We start from the raw sequence: 15,275 nt of genomic DNA on the forward strand, positions 1-15,275 counted from the left end.
ATGAAAGTAAAATTTTCACCATCACTGATGTGTATGGATTTACTGAACATTGAAAAAGAGATTAAGATTCTGGATGAAAAAGCAGATTATTACCATGTGGATATTCTGGACTGGCATTATTGCAAGAATATGTCTCTGGCACCTTGTTTTATGGAAGCAATTTCAAAGATTTCCAAAGTGCCGCAGGATGTACATCTGTATGTGGACAATATCGAGTCGGATCTGATTGAATTGTGTATCAACAGCGGAGCAGAGATCATTACCATGCCACCGGAAGTGGTAGAGCGTCAGACTATGCGTCTGATCCGTCAGATCAAAGCGGCAGGAAAGAAAGTGGGATTTTTCATCAATCCGTCTGCAAGATTGGACATTCTGGAGCCGTACATTGACTATGTAGACAGAGTTCTGATTATGACGGTGGATCCTGGATTTGCAGGACAGCCGTTTATTCCGCAGAGTCTGGATAAGATTCGTCAGGCAAAACAGTGGAAAGAAGAAAAAGGTTATACTTACGAGATTGCTGCGGATGGATGCTGCAATGAAAAATATTACAAAGATCTTTACGATGCAGGCTGTGAGGTATTTATCGTAGGAACCAGCGGACTGTTTGGAAAGAGCAAAGATACCAGAGAAGCGCTTGCAATTACCGAGAAACTGATCAATGAAGCGATCGGAGAGTAAAGCTGAAAAGATTTTCAACTTCAAGAAATTGCAAACAGAAAAGAAGAAAAAGTGATAGAATGAAATGGGTAGCCTGGACAGAGATGTCCTTGGTATAGATGTTTTAAAAAGGAGACAGATTTATGAAACTGATTGTTGACCATGCAGATTTAGACCAGATTAAAGAAATGTTTGAATATTTTCCGGTAAGTGGTGTAACCACAAACCCGACCATCATCACCAGAACAGGAAAAGATCCTTATGAAGTCCTGAAATCCATCCGTGAATTTATCGGAGCGGACGCTGAGCTTCACGCACAGGTTATCTCTTCCGATGCAGAAGGTATGATGGCAGAAGCAAAAGTGATGAGAGAAACAGTTGGTGGAAACTTCTATGTAAAGATCCCAACCACCAAAGAAGGATTAAAAGCGATCAAGAACCTGAAAAAAGAAGGATTTAAAGTTACAGCAACTGCTGTTTATACTTCCATTCAGGCTTATCTTGCAGCAGAAGCAGGAGCAGACTATGTGGCTCCGTATCTGAACCGTATCGATAACCTTGGATATGACGGAATTCAGACAGCATGCGATATTCATGATATCTTTGAAAATAATGGATATCAGACAAAGGTTCTGGCAGCAAGCTTCAAGAATACACAGCAGGTACTGGAACTGGCAAAATATGGTGTGGGTGCAGCAACAGTCGCTCCGGATGTCATCAGAAACTTTGTAAATAATGTGGCAGTAGACAGTGCGGTCGATGCATTTGTAAAAGACTTCAATGCTACATATGGCGATGGAAAGACCATGCTGAAATAAAACAGGTAAAATGTTTTAGCCGCCTTCCGAAAGAGAAGGAAAAACGAAGAAAAGAAAGAATATAAGAGAACATGTGACATCCGATATGCACATGTTCTTTTGTTATGCAGATATCCTTATTTCAGCTATAGATCTACTTATATAAATACATACCTTAACTCCCAACTCACGCAAAAGGCAAGCGTAAGTGGTTCCTGTTGTAACCTTTTGCGGGAAGATAATATTTTTTTGGGGATACGAAAATATTTTCCACCCGTTTGTTAAATCTGCGTCAATTTGCGTAATAAATTTACGTAAATTGATTGTGAAAATATACAAAATTACGTAAAACAATTTATGCGAAATGTTGAAAATGCTAAAAAGTATTGACTCTAACCACTGAAAGTTATAAAATTTTACTGTAATCAACGTAAACAGTTTATAAAATCTTAAGAAAAAGAGAAAAAAAATTACGTTAAGACTTACGTAAACAGGTGTCAAAGAGGTAACAGATATGAGCAGTTCCGTATCCATTAAAGAAATTGCAGAGCTTGCCGGGGTGTCCATCGCAACGGTATCAAGAGTCGTCAATCAAAAGGGCGGTTATTCTGCTGCAACGGAGGAACGGGTTCGCTCAATCATTCAGAAGACCTGTTATGCGCAGGGAGCTATTGCCAGAGGTGCACAGAACGAAAAGAAGGCTGTGATAGGCCTGATGGTTCCGGATATCCTGAATGAGCATTTTACAGAAATGACGCTTGAGATTCAGAAAGCGCTGAGTCGAAAAGGGTATCTGACGATGATCTGTAACTGGGACGAGTCGCTGGAACTGGAGAAGAAGTATTTGGAGATGATGATCCAACAGCAGGTCAGCGGACTGATTCTTGTATCAGGAGCAGACGGGAATCTGGATACCAAAGGAATCCCGACCGTTTACGTGGATCGGCGTCCGGAAGAGGAAGTGAGTGACGGACATGTTTTTGTGGAGTCGGACAACCCATACGGTGGTTATCTGGCAACGAGAGAACTGATCCGCCAAGGATGCAAGAAGATCGTTTTCCTGACCGATATGCAGCAGGAAAGCAGTAAGATTACCCGTTATCAGGGGTATTGCAGAGCATTGACGGAAGCCGGATTGGAATTGAATCCTTCCCTGATCCTTCAGGTGGAGCGGATTGATATTGATGTGGCACGGGAAGTCATCACAGATGCTTTAAAAAGAGGTCTGATGTTTGACGGAATTATGTGTACCACGGATATACTGGCAGTTGCAAGCGAAGTGGCAGTGGAAGAATATGGACTGAGAGTTCCGGAAGATATCAAGATCACAGGATATGATGATACTCCGATTACTTCACTTCTGAGAATCCCAATTACATCGGTCAATCAGAATCGAAGCCGTCTGGCAGAGAAGGCTACGGAACTTCTAAGTGCAATGATCGAAGGCAAAGAGATTGAGAATGGCAGATATGTAGTGCCGGTCAATCTGGTGGAACGAAAATCCACCGGAAAATAATTTTTGATAAGGAGTGCGCGACGATGGGAAGATGAGAGGTCCCATTTTAGCGGCCTTATAATAGATTCATTATCTTTTATATTATTTCTATCTATACGGGGCAGACAAATCTGACCGTATAAGACAAGGAGGACATTATGAAGAAAAGAGTGTTAGCAGTATTGTTAGCAGGTGTTATGACTTTAGGTTTGGCAGCCTGCGGTGGCAGCGGATCTGATTCCAAGTCTGAGTCTAAGGATTCAGGAAGCTCTGATGGAGATATCAACATCGCAGTTCTTCTGAAACCAGAGTCAAATGAGTACTGGGCTTCTATGAAAGCTGGTATCGAAGATTGGGCAAAAGATCAGGACGGAGTAAGCGTAGACGTATACTGTGCTGAATCTGAAGACAATATCCAGGGACAGTTAGAGCAGATGGAAAACATCATTTCTAAAGATTATGATGCAATCTGTGCAGCTCCACTTTCTGCATCGAACTTAGTAGAAGGTGTACTGAAAGCTTGTGACGCCGGAATCCCGGTAGTAAACGTGGATGAAGGTATCGATGCTGACGCTGTAAAAGAAGGCGGCGGAAACATGGTTGGTATGTACACAACTGATAACGTATTAGTTGGACAGAAAGCAGCAGAGTACATCACAGAGCAGATCGGTTCCGGTGAAGTAGCAATCATCGAAGGAACAGCAGGAAACGTAACATCTAACGACCGTACAAAAGGTGCTACAGACTACTTCGAGAGCCAGGATGGAATGGAAGTAGTAGCAAGCCAGCCGGGAGACTGGGACAGACTTACATCTATCGACGTAGCAACAAACATTATGCAGTCCAATCCGGATCTGAAAGCATTCTACTGTGCAAATGATACCATGGCACTTGGTGTATACGAAGCAGTAGTAAACGCTGGAAAACAGGATAAGGTAATGGTAGTTGGAACAGACGCAATTGCAAACGCAAAAGAGTCTGTAAAGAACGGCGAACTTGCAGCAACAGTTGGACAGGACAACGTAGGTATCGGTGTTGCTTGTTGTGAACTGGCAGTAAAAGCAGTAAAAGATGGCTGGAAAGCTGATCCGAGTGCAGAGATGCCTGTTGAATACATCGACTCCTTCCTTGTAACAAAGGACAACGTTGATGATTATCTGTAAATCGACGAAATCACTAAAATCACTATCATAAAAATGTAATCAAAAAGATAATGAATAACCTGAGATGGGGGGAGACATTCCCCCATCTGTTTAACAGAAACATTGCGGAAGCAACCTGTGTAGTATGTAGAAGCAATCAATGTAGAAGAGGGACAAACTATGGAACATCTGGTAGAAATGAAAAATATGACGATGAAGTTTCCTGGTGTTGTTGCGCTGAACAATGTATCCTTCGATCTGAGACCGGGAGAAGTACATATCCTTCTTGGAGAGAACGGTGCGGGAAAATCCACATTGGTAAAGATGCTGAGTGGAATCAACAAGCCGACATCCGGAGAGATCATCTTAAACGGAAAGACCTACGATCATCTGACACCGAAGGATTCGATGGAGAATAAGATCGCAATCATCTATCAGGAGCTGAGTGTGGTCAACGAGCTGTCGATCGCCGAGAACCTGTTTGTAGGAAAACTGCCGAAGAAAACGGTAGCAGGAATCAAAGTAGTAGATTATAAGAAAATGAATGCAGAGGCCGAGAAGTACATGAAGGAAATCGGTCTGAACAGAAGTCCATCCACCCTGGTGCAGGACATCTCTATTTCAGAGAAACAGCAGGTGGAAATCGCAAAAGCCCTGGCGAGCCAGGCAAAGATCATCATCATGGATGAACCAACATCTTCTTTATCTATAGAAGAGACAGAAGATCTGTTTAAGATCATTGAGAAATTGAAAAAGAATGGAATTGGAATCATTTACATTTCGCATAAATTAAAAGAGCTCAAGCAGATCGGAGACCGTGTAACCGTTCTGAAGGATGGATGCTATGTCAATACCGTAAATGTAGCAGACATCGAAGTGGAAGACATGATCCCGATGATGGTAGGACGTAAGATCAAGAGCGTCTACCCTGGAAAGAGCAAAGCATACGATGAAAACGAAATCGCATTTGAAGTGAAACACCTGACCCGAAAAGACGGAACAGCAAAGGATATCAGCTTCCAGGTACATAAGGGAGAGATCCTTGGATTTGCGGGACTGATCGGAGCAGGAAGATCAGAATGTATGGAAGGAATCTTCGGAGCAAAACCGATCAGCTCGGGAGAAATCTACTTACATGGAAAGAAGCTGGAGATCAAGGATACCTACAAGGCCCTGAAACAGGGAATCGCGATGGTAACTGAGAACCGAAGAGAGACTGGATTCTTCCAGAACTTCGAGATCTGGAGAGAGACCTCCGTCACTGTCAACCTGAAAAAGTCTAAGATGGGCGGCTTCTCCGGACTGGTCAATGAGAAGAAAGAGCGTCAGATTGCTGAGGAACAGGTGAAAAAACTGAATACCAAATGTTCCGGAATCGATCAGATGACCGTGAATCTGTCCGGAGGAAACCAGCAGAAGGTCATCATCGGAAAGTGGCTGGCGGTAGATTCCGAAGTGTTTATCTTTGATGAACCGACCAAGGGAATCGACGTAGGAGCAAAGAGCGAGATCTATGACATCATGAGAGGCATGGCAGATCAGGGAAAAGCCATCATCATGGTATCATCCGAGATGCCGGAGCTGCTGTCAACCTGTGACCGGATTATCGTATTTAGAAACGGAGAGATTTCAGGAATCCTGAACAATGAAGAGGCAACTGAAGAGAAGATCATGTATGCAGCAGTTGCAGTAGATTAAGAGGTGGAAGAAAATGACAAAAGCAAAATTCAAATCATTTTGGGATAAGTTTGGAACGCTGACAATACTGATTTTTCTGATGGCATGTCTGTCAATCGCGTCTCCAAAATACTTTTTGACACTTGATAACTTTAAGCAGATCGGTCTGCAGAGTACCGTATATATCCTGCTTGCATTCGGAGAGTTCTTCGCGATCCTGCTTGCCGGAATCGACCTGTCCGTTGGTTCAGTTGCAGCGTTGACCGGAACCTTTATCGCATTGATGCTGAAAGCAGAAGTACCGGTTGTGGCAGCAATCCTGTTAGGACTGCTGATCTCTATCGTATTTGGTATTGTAAACGGAGCACTGATCAATGCCTTGGATCTGCATCCATTCGTAGTAACCCTTGGTACCAACACTATTTTCCGTGGAATCACTCTGGTAATTTCCAAAGGATCCCCGATCTACGGACTGCCGGCAAGTTTCAAAAACCTGTCCAGTTATGTAGCAGGATTCCCGATCCCGTTGATCTTCGCGTTGGTCATGACCGTAATCCTGGTATGGTTTACCAACAATACGGTAGCAGCAAGAAACCTGTATGCATTGGGTGGAAATAAACAGTCTGCATGGTATTCCGGAATTAATACTCAGAGATACACCCTGTTCGCACATGTTCTGGCATCCTTCCTTGCAGGTATTGCAGGTGTCATCATGACAAGCCGTGTAGGAGCTGCTGAGCCGACTGCCGGTGATGGATATGAGACCTTCGCTATCGCAGCATGTATCATCGGAGGAACCTCATTCTTCGGAGGAAAAGGAAAGATCTTCGGAGTACTGCTTGGAGGTCTGACCATCGGAACCATCACCAACGGATTGAACATCCTGAACGTATCCAGTTACTATCAGAAGATCGTAATGGGTGCCCTGATCATCGGTTCTGTTGCCCTTGAAAAACTGGTAAGTAATTCTGTTAAAAATTAAGCAATTTCGTCAGGATTGCTATTGAAAAAGTATCGTAAAAAGATTATCATATGTAATGTACAAGGGGTAGGGAATACTCCTTGTACATTCATGTTATTAAATGTTTACGAGAAAAGGAGAAGAAAAGATGAAAGTAGAATTTTCCCCATCATTAATGTGTATGGATTTCCTGAAAATGGAGGAGCAGTTCAATATCCTGAATGATAAGGTAGATATGTATCATATTGATATCATGGATGGACACTTCTGCAAGAATATTACATTGTCACCAGACCTGGTAAAAACATTCAGTAAAGTTGCGAAAAAGCCTATGGATGTGCATCTGATGACTACAAACCCGACAGACTGGATCGAGAAGGTAGCAGAAGCAGGAGCAGAATACATCTCTCCACATGCAGAAACAATCAACGGAGATGCATTCCGTGTGATGAACATGATCAAGAGCCTTGGATGTAAGACTGGTGTTGTTTTGAACCCGGCTACTCCGCTGAGCTATGTAAAACATTACCTGAACCGTATCGACTTGCTGACTATCATGACTGTTGATGTTGGATTTGCAGGACAGCCGTTCATCGAGGAAATGCTGGATAAGATCAAAGAAGCAAAAGAACTGAAAGAGAAATACGGATATACTTATAAGATTCAGATCGATGGATCTTGCAACCCGAAAACATACAAGAGAATGTACGATGCAGGAGCAGAAGTACTGATCGTTGGATCATCAGGTCTGTTTGGTCTGAATGAAGACCTGAATAAAGCATGCGATCAGATGTTTGAGGACTTCAACCGCGCAATCGCAGAATAATCATAAGTGGGGAATTACATATGGAAGAGAGATTTGTATTAGGAATTGACGTAGGCGGTACCAACATCCGTGTCGGTCTGGTCGATGAGCAATTCGGTTTACACGAATTTAAAATGGAAAAAACAGCGAATATTACAGCAGACGGAAATACCGTAGAGAATCTGATCGAACTGGTAAAGAAGTATCTGGCTGAACATGCAGAAGGTAAGCAGGTAGTTGGTATTTCTATCGGATTCCCGTCTACGATTGATAAGAGCCGTCGTGTAATTTTGTCTACTCCAAACATAGCCGGATTGGACAATCTCAATATCGTAGATGTAATGGAAGAAAAAGTAGGAATCCCTACATTTGTAAATAAGGATGTAAACATGCTGATGCTTTTCGATATGCATCACGGAAGTATTCCGGAAGATGGAATTACAACCGGGTTCTATCTTGGAACTGGTCTTGGAAACGCAATCTCTATCAACGGAGAGCTTCTGATCGGTAAGAACGGAGCTGCAGCAGAACTGGGACATATTCCGACAAGAGACGGAGAAAGTCTTGGAAAATGCGGTTGCGGAAATACCGGATGTATGGAGTTGTTTGCTTCCGGAAAGTATCTGCAGCACCTTTGTGATACCTGTTTCGAAGGTACCTTCATCGGAGATATTTTTGAAAAACACGGGGATCATGAAATTATCCATAAATTCGTGCATGACCTGGCATTGCCGGTCGCAGCAGAAATCAACATTCTGGATCCGGATTATATCATTCTCGGCGGTGGCCTGACACAGATGAAAGCTTTCCCGAAGGATCTTCTGGAAGCGGCGATTCATGAGCATGCAAGAAAACCATATCCGGAGCAGAATCTGAAATTTGTATACTCCGTTCCGGGACAGGAAAACGGTGTAATTGGAGCTGGAATCCACGGCTTCAAACAGTTAGACAGAAAGGCAGGAAATTAAGATGAAAATCGGTATTGGTAATGACCATACAGCAGTAGATTTGAAATATACGATCAAAGAGTATCTGGAAAGCAAAGGATACGAGGTCGTAAATTACGGAACAGAAGACAGAGAGCGTTGCGATTATCCGATCTACGGAGAGAAGGTTGCAAACGCTGTTGCATCCGGAGAAGTAGATCTTGGAATTCTGACCTGTGGTACAGGTGTTGGAATCTCTCTGGCAGCCAATAAAGTAAAAGGAATTCGTGCAGTTGTCTGCAGCGAGCCTTATACAGCAAAACTTTCCAGAATGCACAACAACACCAACATCCTGGCATTTGGTGCACGAGTAGTCGGACCGGAACTGGCAAAGATGATCGTGGACGAATGGCTGAATGCTAAATATGAAGGTGGACGTCATCAGAGAAGAGTTGACATGATCTCTGAGATCGAGAACAAAAGATAATCAGATCTTTCAAAAAGTCTTTCTATAAAAGAACTCCCGGGTCAAAAGGATTAACGGTCCAATTGATCCAGGAGTTCTTTTAATATTTCTTCGACGGTATCTGTCTGATAATCCGCATATTTTTCCACACCGGGGGCACAGGTCGTCATGGCATAACTGGTTCCCGCAAGCTTTAACATTTCCAGATCGTTATATTGATCTCCGAATACCATACATTCTTCCGGAGTGAGATGCAGATAGTCGAGCAAAGCCTGCAACGCAGTCCCTTTGTTGGCGTTTGGAGCGATGAAATCAATCCAGGAATTGCCGGAAGTTACTACTTTTAATTCGCCGCGGTAAGCACTCTTATAGCGCTGCAAAATCTTTTCAAGAGAAGCATCGTTCTGTGTCGTATCATAGATTGCAATCTTGATGACCGGTTCCGGGATATGAAGCAGGTCTTTGCAGACGGTAGTTTTGTTCTTTAGTTCATGCAGTACATGATATTGAAACGCTTTGGAGCGATCGCAGATATAACAGCAGCGTTCGGTAGAAACCATGGTTTCGATCCCGGGTTCCTGACTCAGGTCTGTTAAGATTCGCTGGGAGAGATCCTGAGAAAATCCTCCGCGTGCGATCACTTTTCCATCGGCAAACACAAGAGAGCCGTTCTCGGTAATGTAAAAGATACGGTCTTTGATCGGAGCAAACAGTATCTGCAGATTATGATACTGTCGTCCGGTAGCCGTAGCAAAATAAATTCCTTTATCCAGAAGTTGTCGAATCAGAGGAACTGTTTCTTCGGGAAGTGTCTGGGCACCGTTGCGAAGCAGTGTTCCGTCCAGATCGCTGGCAATCAGTCTTAGCATATTATAAGATACCTCCATATATCATCATAATTTAGTAAATTTCATAATTCCGGTGTATTGCATGGAAAGAATATGCATCACAGGATATACACTTTTATGATCTATAATAATATAGACGGGACCATTTTACATGACAGGAGAGATTTTGTACAGACTTGTAGTTGAAGTTGTTTCATGATATGATAATGAAGTTGCAGTATGCATTTTAAGAAAATCAATTTTACAAAGAAAGTTGAGTGGTGTGAATGAAGAATTATGATGTGATTATTATTGGGGCAGGACCATCCGGTATTTTTTGTGCTTACGAACTGAAAAGACTGGCACCGGAGACAAAGGTTCTGATGATCGAGAAGGGGCGTTCCATCGAAGCAAGACAATGTCCAAAAAGAAAAACGAAAGTCTGCGTGGGATGTAAGCCGTGTTCCATCACCACAGGATTTGCAGGAGCAGGAGCATTTTCTGACGGTAAGTTATCATTATCACCGGATGTAGGTGGTACACTTCCGGAGATTTTGGGATATGATAAAGCAACAGAGTTGATTCATGAAGCAGATGAGATCTATCTGAAATTCGGTGCTGATAAAAAAGTATACGGAATCGAGGATGAACAGGCGATTGCGGATATCCGTACCAAAGCGATCCGTGCGAATCTGAAACTGATCGAATGTCCGATCCGCCATCTGGGTACGGAAGAAGGATATAAGATCTATACCAGACTCCAGCATCATCTGGAAGAGGTTGGTGTGGAAATCCAGTTTATGACCATGGTAAATGATATCCTGGTGGAAGACGGGGTGGCAAAAGGCGTCGTAACAGATAAAGGGGAAACCTTCTATGCGGATCATATCGTTTCCGGTGTGGGAAGAGAAGGATCCGAATGGTTCTCCAAAATCTGTAAGGAACATGACATTCAGACGAAGAACGGAACCGTGGATGTAGGGGTTCGTGTGGAAGTTCGTGATGAGATCATGAAAGAGTTGAATGAGAAGCTTTACGAAGCAAAGCTTGTGTATTATACGCCGACTTTTGACGATAAGGTGCGTGTATTCTGTACGAATCCGTCCGGAGAAGTCGCTACAGAATATTATGAAAACGGTCTGGCTGTCGTCAATGGTCATGCATATAAGTCCAAAGACATGAAGACCAATAACACCAATTTTGCATTGCTGGTGTCCAAGAATTTTACAGAGCCATTCAAGTCACCGATCGAATATGGTAAACATATTGCACAGCTGGGAAATATGCTGAGTGACGGAAAGATTTTGCTCCAACGTTACGGAGATTTCCGAAGAGGAAGAAGAACTACGGAAGAACGTCTGATGCGAAACAATATTACGCCGACTTTGAAGGATGCGGTACCGGGAGATCTGTCCTTAGTATTTCCGCATCGTATCATGGTAGCGATCGATGAGATGATCCAGGCACTTGACAAGGTAACACCGGGAATTGCCAGTGATGAAACGTTGCTTTATGGTGTGGAAGTAAAATTCTATTCCAATAAAGTCCTGGTGGATGATAAATTTGAAACTAATATCAAAGGGCTGCGTGCGATGGGAGACGGAGCTTCCATTACCAGAGGATTGCAGCAGGCATCGGCCAACGGACTTTATGTGGCAAGATGTATTCTTGGGAAAGAAGCACATCAGAAATAAAAACAAATTTACAGGCAGAAAAAGAAACCTGCAAATAGGACGAAACAGAATCTTAAATCAGAACTTAGGATATAAAAATCAGAACATGAAAACAGTTTAGGAGGAAGAACATGGGTAAGTATTTTGGAACCGACGGATTCCGTGGGGAAGCCAATGTAGTACTGACGGTAGAACACGCGTTTAAAGTCGGAAGATTTTTGGGATGGTATTTCGGAAAAGAACATAAGGCGAGAATCGTCATCGGGAAAGATACCAGAAGAAGTAGTTATATGTTTGAGGATGCGCTTTCAGCAGGTCTGACTGCATCGGGAGCAGATGCCTATCTGTTGCATGTAACTACGACTCCGAGTGTATCTTATGTAGTACGGACCGAAGATTTTGACTGCGGAATCATGATTTCTGCCAGCCACAATCCTTTCTATGATAACGGAATCAAAGTCATCAACGGAATGGGACACAAAATGGAAGCAGAAGTGGAAGAGCAGATCGAAGCTTACATCGATGGTGAGATCGGAGAGCTTCCGCTGGCAACCAGAGAAAATATCGGTCGGACGGTGGATTATGCAGCTGGAAGAAACCGTTATATCGGACATCTGATCTCTCTGGCAACCAGATCTTTTAAGGATACCAAGATTGGATTGGACTGCTCCAACGGAAGTGCATCCAGCATCGCGAAGAGTGTATTTGACGCATTGGGCGCCAAGACTTATGTGATCAATAGTGAACCGGACGGAACCAATATCAACACCAATTGTGGCTCTACCCACATCGAAGTGCTTCAGGCTTATGTAAAGGAGAAAAAGCTGGATGTAGGATTTGCCTATGACGGAGATGCGGATCGTTGCATCGCAGTGGATGAAAATGGAAATGTGGTAGACGGGGACCTGATCCTTTATGTCTGCGGAAAATATCTGATGGAACAGGGAAAACTGGAAGGCAATACAATTGTTACGACGGTTATGTCTAATCTGGGACTCTATAAGGCCTGTGATAAGATCGGCATGAAATATGAACAGACCGCAGTGGGAGACAAATATGTCTATGAAAACATGCTGGAAAATGGATATATTTTAGGCGGAGAACAGTCCGGCCATATTATTTTCAGCAAGCATGCCCGCACCGGTGACGGAATCCTGACATCTCTGATGATCATGGAAGTACTGATGGAGAAAAAAACATCCCTCGGACGTCTGACAGAAGAAGTAAAGATCTATCCGCAGCTTCTGGAAAATGTACGTGTCAAAGATAAAAAGACAGCCAGAGAAAACCCGGAAGTCGTAAAGGCTGTGGAAGCCGTTGCGAAAGAGCTGGGAAGTGACGGAAGAATTCTGGTAAGAGAAAGTGGAACAGAACCGTTGATCCGTGTGATGGTGGAAGCTGCTACCGACGAAATCTGTGCAGAACAGGTGAAGAAAGTGGTGGATGTGATCAAAGCGCAGGGACTGTGCGAGTAACTGCTTCCGGAATATGCAGGGGTTTCCGAAATATGGGAAGAATGGAGCAAACAGAGCACTCCAGGGAATTCAAAGAGTGCTAAGAATATGGAAAGAAATCAATTCGGCAGATAGTCAGTATCTGCCGAATTTTTTTGCCCTATTTGAGAAAAAATTACCAAAAAATGACCACTTTTCATTTTTGTATTGACTGTTGGTCATTTTTGCGTATAATGAATGAGTGTAAAGAATAGAGAATAAAAAGAAGTAGGAGATGGTTGGAAATGGTAAACACAGGTAAGTGGATCGCCAAGCACAGGATTATCATCCTGATCCTTGGTGTGCTTTTGTTGATTCCGGCAACGATCGGAACGATAAAAACACGAATCAACTATGATTTGCTCAGTTACCTGCCGGAACATCTGGAGACAGTAAAAGGTCAGGATATTCTGGTAGATGAGTATGGAATGGGTGCGTTCTCCATGGTTGTCGTCGATGGCATGGATATGAAGGACGTACAGAAGCTGGAAGATCAGTTCAGTGAAGTGGAGCATGTCAAAGACGTCCTCTGGTATGACGATGTAGCTGATATTTCCCTCCCGGTTGAAATGCTTCCGTCCGATTTAAAGAAAGCGTTTTTTAACGGAGATGCAACGATGATGTTGGTATTGTTTGATAATACTACATCTTCGGATCAGGCGATGGAAGCGGTGACGCAGATGCGTCAGATCGCAAACAAGCAGGTCTACATCAGTGGTATGACGGGTATTGTTACAGATATCAAAAACCTTTGTATGAGTGAGGTTCCGATCTATGTAGTCATTGCGGCAGTCTTATCCTTCCTGGTATTGGAGCTGACCGGAACGTCTTTCCTGGTTCCGTTGTTGTTCCTGTTAAGCGTAGGTGTTGCAATCCTTTATAATATGGGAACCAATATTTTCCTGGGAGAAATTTCCTATATTACGCAGGCACTGAATGCAGTCCTTCAGCTGGGAGTTACGATGGATTATTCCATTTTCCTGCTGAACAGTTACGAGGAAAATAAAAAGAGATTCCCTGGGGATAAAGAACGAGCCATGGGGCATGCAATTTCTAATACCTTTAAATCCGTTACAGGAAGTTCTCTGACAACGGTAGCCGGATTCCTGGCATTGTGTTTTATGACCTTCGCATTAGGAAAGAACTTGGGTATCGTTATGGCAAAGGGTGTTGTGATCGGAGTGATCTGTTGTGTCACCTTCCTGCCGTCGCTGCTTCTGGTATTTGACGGAGCGATTGAAAAGACCAAACATAAACCGCTGATCAAGAGTTTTGATAAGCCATCAGCGTTTATTACCAAACATTATAAAGTATGGGTTGTAATCTTTCTGATTATGTTGGTACCGGCAATTTATGGTAACAACCACACCAAGATCTATTACAACATTGCGCAGTCCCTGCCGTCTACATTGGATTCCAATGTAGCAAATGACAAACTGAAAGAAGAATTTAATATGGAAAATGTCCATATGGTTATGATCGACAAGAATATGGACGGAAAAGAAAAGAGCAAGATGCTGGATGAGATTAACAGTGTCAAAGGCGTAAAATGGACATTGGGACTTAATTCTCTGGTAGGACCGTCCGTACCGGATTCCATGATCCCGGACGATGTCAAAGAAATGCTGCAGAGTGATGATTATGAGCTGGAATTTGTCTGCTCCAAATATGCATCAGCAACGGATGAAGTCAATGCACAGGTCGGAGAGATCAGCAAGATCGTGAAGTCTTATGACAAGAACGGTATGGTAATCGGAGAGGCACCGTTGATGAAAGACCTGCAGGATGTTACGGATGTGGACCTGAAAATGGTAAATATTGTCTCGATCTTAGCGATATTTATTATCATTATGATCGTGTTCAAGTCCATCATTCTTCCGGTACTTCTGGTGGCAGTGATTGAGTTTGCGATCTTCGTGAACATGGCAATTCCATATTACATGGGTGTCAGTCTTCCGTTCGTGGCAAGTATCGTAATTGGTTCCATACAGCTCGGAGCTACCGTAGATTACGCAATTTTGATGACCAGCCGGTATCAGAAAGAGCGGCAGAGAGGTCGGGACAAACGGGAAGCAATTTCCATTGCACACAAAACAAGTTCACTTTCTATTATCACAAGTGGCTTAAGTTTCTTCGCGGCAACCTTTGGAATTACCTGTTACTCGAAAGTTGACATGATAGGTTCTATTTGCACATTGTTATCACGAGGCGCTATTATAAGTATGTTGGTCGTAATCTTAATACTGCCGGCGATGTTTATGATTTTTGACAAAGCAATCTGTAAGTTGTCAATTAATTTTCTTGAAAATAAGAAAAAAGAATCTAGTGTATCCAATTCATAGGAGGGAATCGA

13 protein-coding genes are annotated in these 15,275 nt (G+C 43.1%); 12 read left to right on the top strand and 1 reads right to left on the bottom strand.

What is annotated here, in order from left to right; all coding sequences use genetic code 11:
• From alsE (KGMB01110_RS11045) to rpiB, 9 genes are all read left to right on the top strand, one after another.
• Window positions 1-681 (top strand): D-allulose 6-phosphate 3-epimerase, encoded by a 681-nt coding sequence (alsE, locus tag KGMB01110_RS11045; protein WP_117604332.1) that lies wholly within the window; start codon window positions 1-3, stop codon window positions 679-681.
• Between the two features lie 122 nt (window positions 682-803).
• A complete protein-coding gene (locus KGMB01110_RS11050; RefSeq protein WP_117604333.1) occupies window positions 804-1,478 on the top strand; it encodes a fructose-6-phosphate aldolase in 675 nt (224 codons plus the stop codon).
• Window positions 1,479-1,971: 493 nt separating this feature from the next.
• On the top strand, window positions 1,972-2,973 hold the full coding sequence (locus tag KGMB01110_RS11055; RefSeq protein ID WP_119298366.1) for a LacI family DNA-binding transcriptional regulator: 1,002 nt from the start codon (window positions 1,972-1,974) through the stop codon (window positions 2,971-2,973).
• A 137-nt stretch (window positions 2,974-3,110) separates the two neighbouring features.
• Window positions 3,111-4,115 (top strand): D-allose transporter substrate-binding protein, encoded by a 1,005-nt coding sequence (alsB, locus tag KGMB01110_RS11060; RefSeq protein WP_119298368.1) that lies wholly within the window; start codon window positions 3,111-3,113, stop codon window positions 4,113-4,115.
• A gap of 159 nt (window positions 4,116-4,274) precedes the next feature.
• The gene (locus KGMB01110_RS11065) at window positions 4,275-5,792 is read left to right on the top strand and encodes a sugar ABC transporter ATP-binding protein (protein WP_119298370.1); all 1,518 of its coding nucleotides are present in this window, start codon (window positions 4,275-4,277) and stop codon (window positions 5,790-5,792) included.
• Between the two features lie 13 nt (window positions 5,793-5,805).
• Window positions 5,806-6,753, top strand: a complete 948-nt coding sequence (locus tag KGMB01110_RS11070; RefSeq protein ID WP_119298372.1) for an ABC transporter permease subunit — start codon at window positions 5,806-5,808, stop codon at window positions 6,751-6,753.
• A 127-nt stretch (window positions 6,754-6,880) separates the two neighbouring features.
• Window positions 6,881-7,558 (top strand): D-allulose 6-phosphate 3-epimerase, encoded by a 678-nt coding sequence (gene alsE / locus KGMB01110_RS11075; RefSeq protein WP_119298374.1) that lies wholly within the window; start codon window positions 6,881-6,883, stop codon window positions 7,556-7,558.
• 20 nt (window positions 7,559-7,578) lie between these two features.
• Window positions 7,579-8,505 (top strand): allose kinase, encoded by a 927-nt coding sequence (gene alsK / locus KGMB01110_RS11080; protein WP_119298376.1) that lies wholly within the window; start codon window positions 7,579-7,581, stop codon window positions 8,503-8,505.
• 1 nt (window position 8,506) lies between these two features.
• Window positions 8,507-8,950 (top strand): ribose 5-phosphate isomerase B, encoded by a 444-nt coding sequence (gene rpiB, locus KGMB01110_RS11085; RefSeq protein ID WP_117603911.1) that lies wholly within the window; start codon window positions 8,507-8,509, stop codon window positions 8,948-8,950.
• Window positions 8,951-9,000: 50 nt separating this feature from the next.
• Here the strand turns inward: rpiB and KGMB01110_RS11090 are convergent, their stop codons facing one another.
• Window positions 9,001-9,798 (bottom strand): HAD family hydrolase, encoded by a 798-nt coding sequence (locus KGMB01110_RS11090; protein WP_170141716.1) that lies wholly within the window; start codon window positions 9,796-9,798, stop codon window positions 9,001-9,003.
• A gap of 245 nt (window positions 9,799-10,043) precedes the next feature.
• Between KGMB01110_RS11090 and KGMB01110_RS11095 the strand changes: the two genes are divergently transcribed.
• The 3 genes from KGMB01110_RS11095 (at window position 10,044) to KGMB01110_RS11105 (ending at window position 15,264) form a co-directional block, all read left to right on the top strand.
• A complete protein-coding gene (locus KGMB01110_RS11095; RefSeq protein ID WP_119298379.1) occupies window positions 10,044-11,450 on the top strand; it encodes an NAD(P)/FAD-dependent oxidoreductase in 1,407 nt (468 codons plus the stop codon).
• Window positions 11,451-11,560: 110 nt separating this feature from the next.
• Entirely contained in the window at window positions 11,561-12,904 is a 1,344-nt protein-coding gene (gene glmM, locus KGMB01110_RS11100) for a phosphoglucosamine mutase (protein ID WP_117887958.1), read from the top strand.
• A 263-nt stretch (window positions 12,905-13,167) separates the two neighbouring features.
• On the top strand, window positions 13,168-15,264 hold the full coding sequence (locus KGMB01110_RS11105; RefSeq protein WP_117603915.1) for an efflux RND transporter permease subunit: 2,097 nt from the start codon (window positions 13,168-13,170) through the stop codon (window positions 15,262-15,264).
• The last annotated feature ends 11 nt before the right edge of the window (window positions 15,265-15,275 follow it).

Source organism: Mediterraneibacter butyricigenes (assembly GCF_003574295.1).
In the GTDB taxonomy this organism is placed as follows: Bacteria; Bacillota; Clostridia; order Lachnospirales; family Lachnospiraceae; genus Mediterraneibacter_A; species Mediterraneibacter_A butyricigenes.

Coding starts and splice junctions, on each gene's coding strand:
- alsE (WP_119298374.1), top strand. CDS start 6,881: ATGAAAGTAGAATTTTCCCCATCATTAATGTGTATGGATTTCCTGAAA.
- KGMB01110_RS11090 (WP_170141716.1), bottom strand. CDS start 9,798: ATGCTAAGACTGATTGCCAGCGATCTGGACGGAACACTGCTTCGCAAC.
- KGMB01110_RS11055 (WP_119298366.1), top strand. CDS start 1,972: ATGAGCAGTTCCGTATCCATTAAAGAAATTGCAGAGCTTGCCGGGGTG.
- rpiB (WP_117603911.1), top strand. CDS start 8,507: ATGAAAATCGGTATTGGTAATGACCATACAGCAGTAGATTTGAAATAT.
- alsB (WP_119298368.1), top strand. CDS start 3,111: ATGAAGAAAAGAGTGTTAGCAGTATTGTTAGCAGGTGTTATGACTTTA.
- KGMB01110_RS11095 (WP_119298379.1), top strand. CDS start 10,044: ATGAAGAATTATGATGTGATTATTATTGGGGCAGGACCATCCGGTATT.
- alsK (WP_119298376.1), top strand. CDS start 7,579: ATGGAAGAGAGATTTGTATTAGGAATTGACGTAGGCGGTACCAACATC.
- KGMB01110_RS11105 (WP_117603915.1), top strand. CDS start 13,168: ATGGTAAACACAGGTAAGTGGATCGCCAAGCACAGGATTATCATCCTG.
- alsE (WP_117604332.1), top strand. CDS start 1: ATGAAAGTAAAATTTTCACCATCACTGATGTGTATGGATTTACTGAAC.
- KGMB01110_RS11050 (WP_117604333.1), top strand. CDS start 804: ATGAAACTGATTGTTGACCATGCAGATTTAGACCAGATTAAAGAAATG.
- KGMB01110_RS11065 (WP_119298370.1), top strand. CDS start 4,275: ATGGAACATCTGGTAGAAATGAAAAATATGACGATGAAGTTTCCTGGT.
- KGMB01110_RS11070 (WP_119298372.1), top strand. CDS start 5,806: ATGACAAAAGCAAAATTCAAATCATTTTGGGATAAGTTTGGAACGCTG.
- glmM (WP_117887958.1), top strand. CDS start 11,561: ATGGGTAAGTATTTTGGAACCGACGGATTCCGTGGGGAAGCCAATGTA.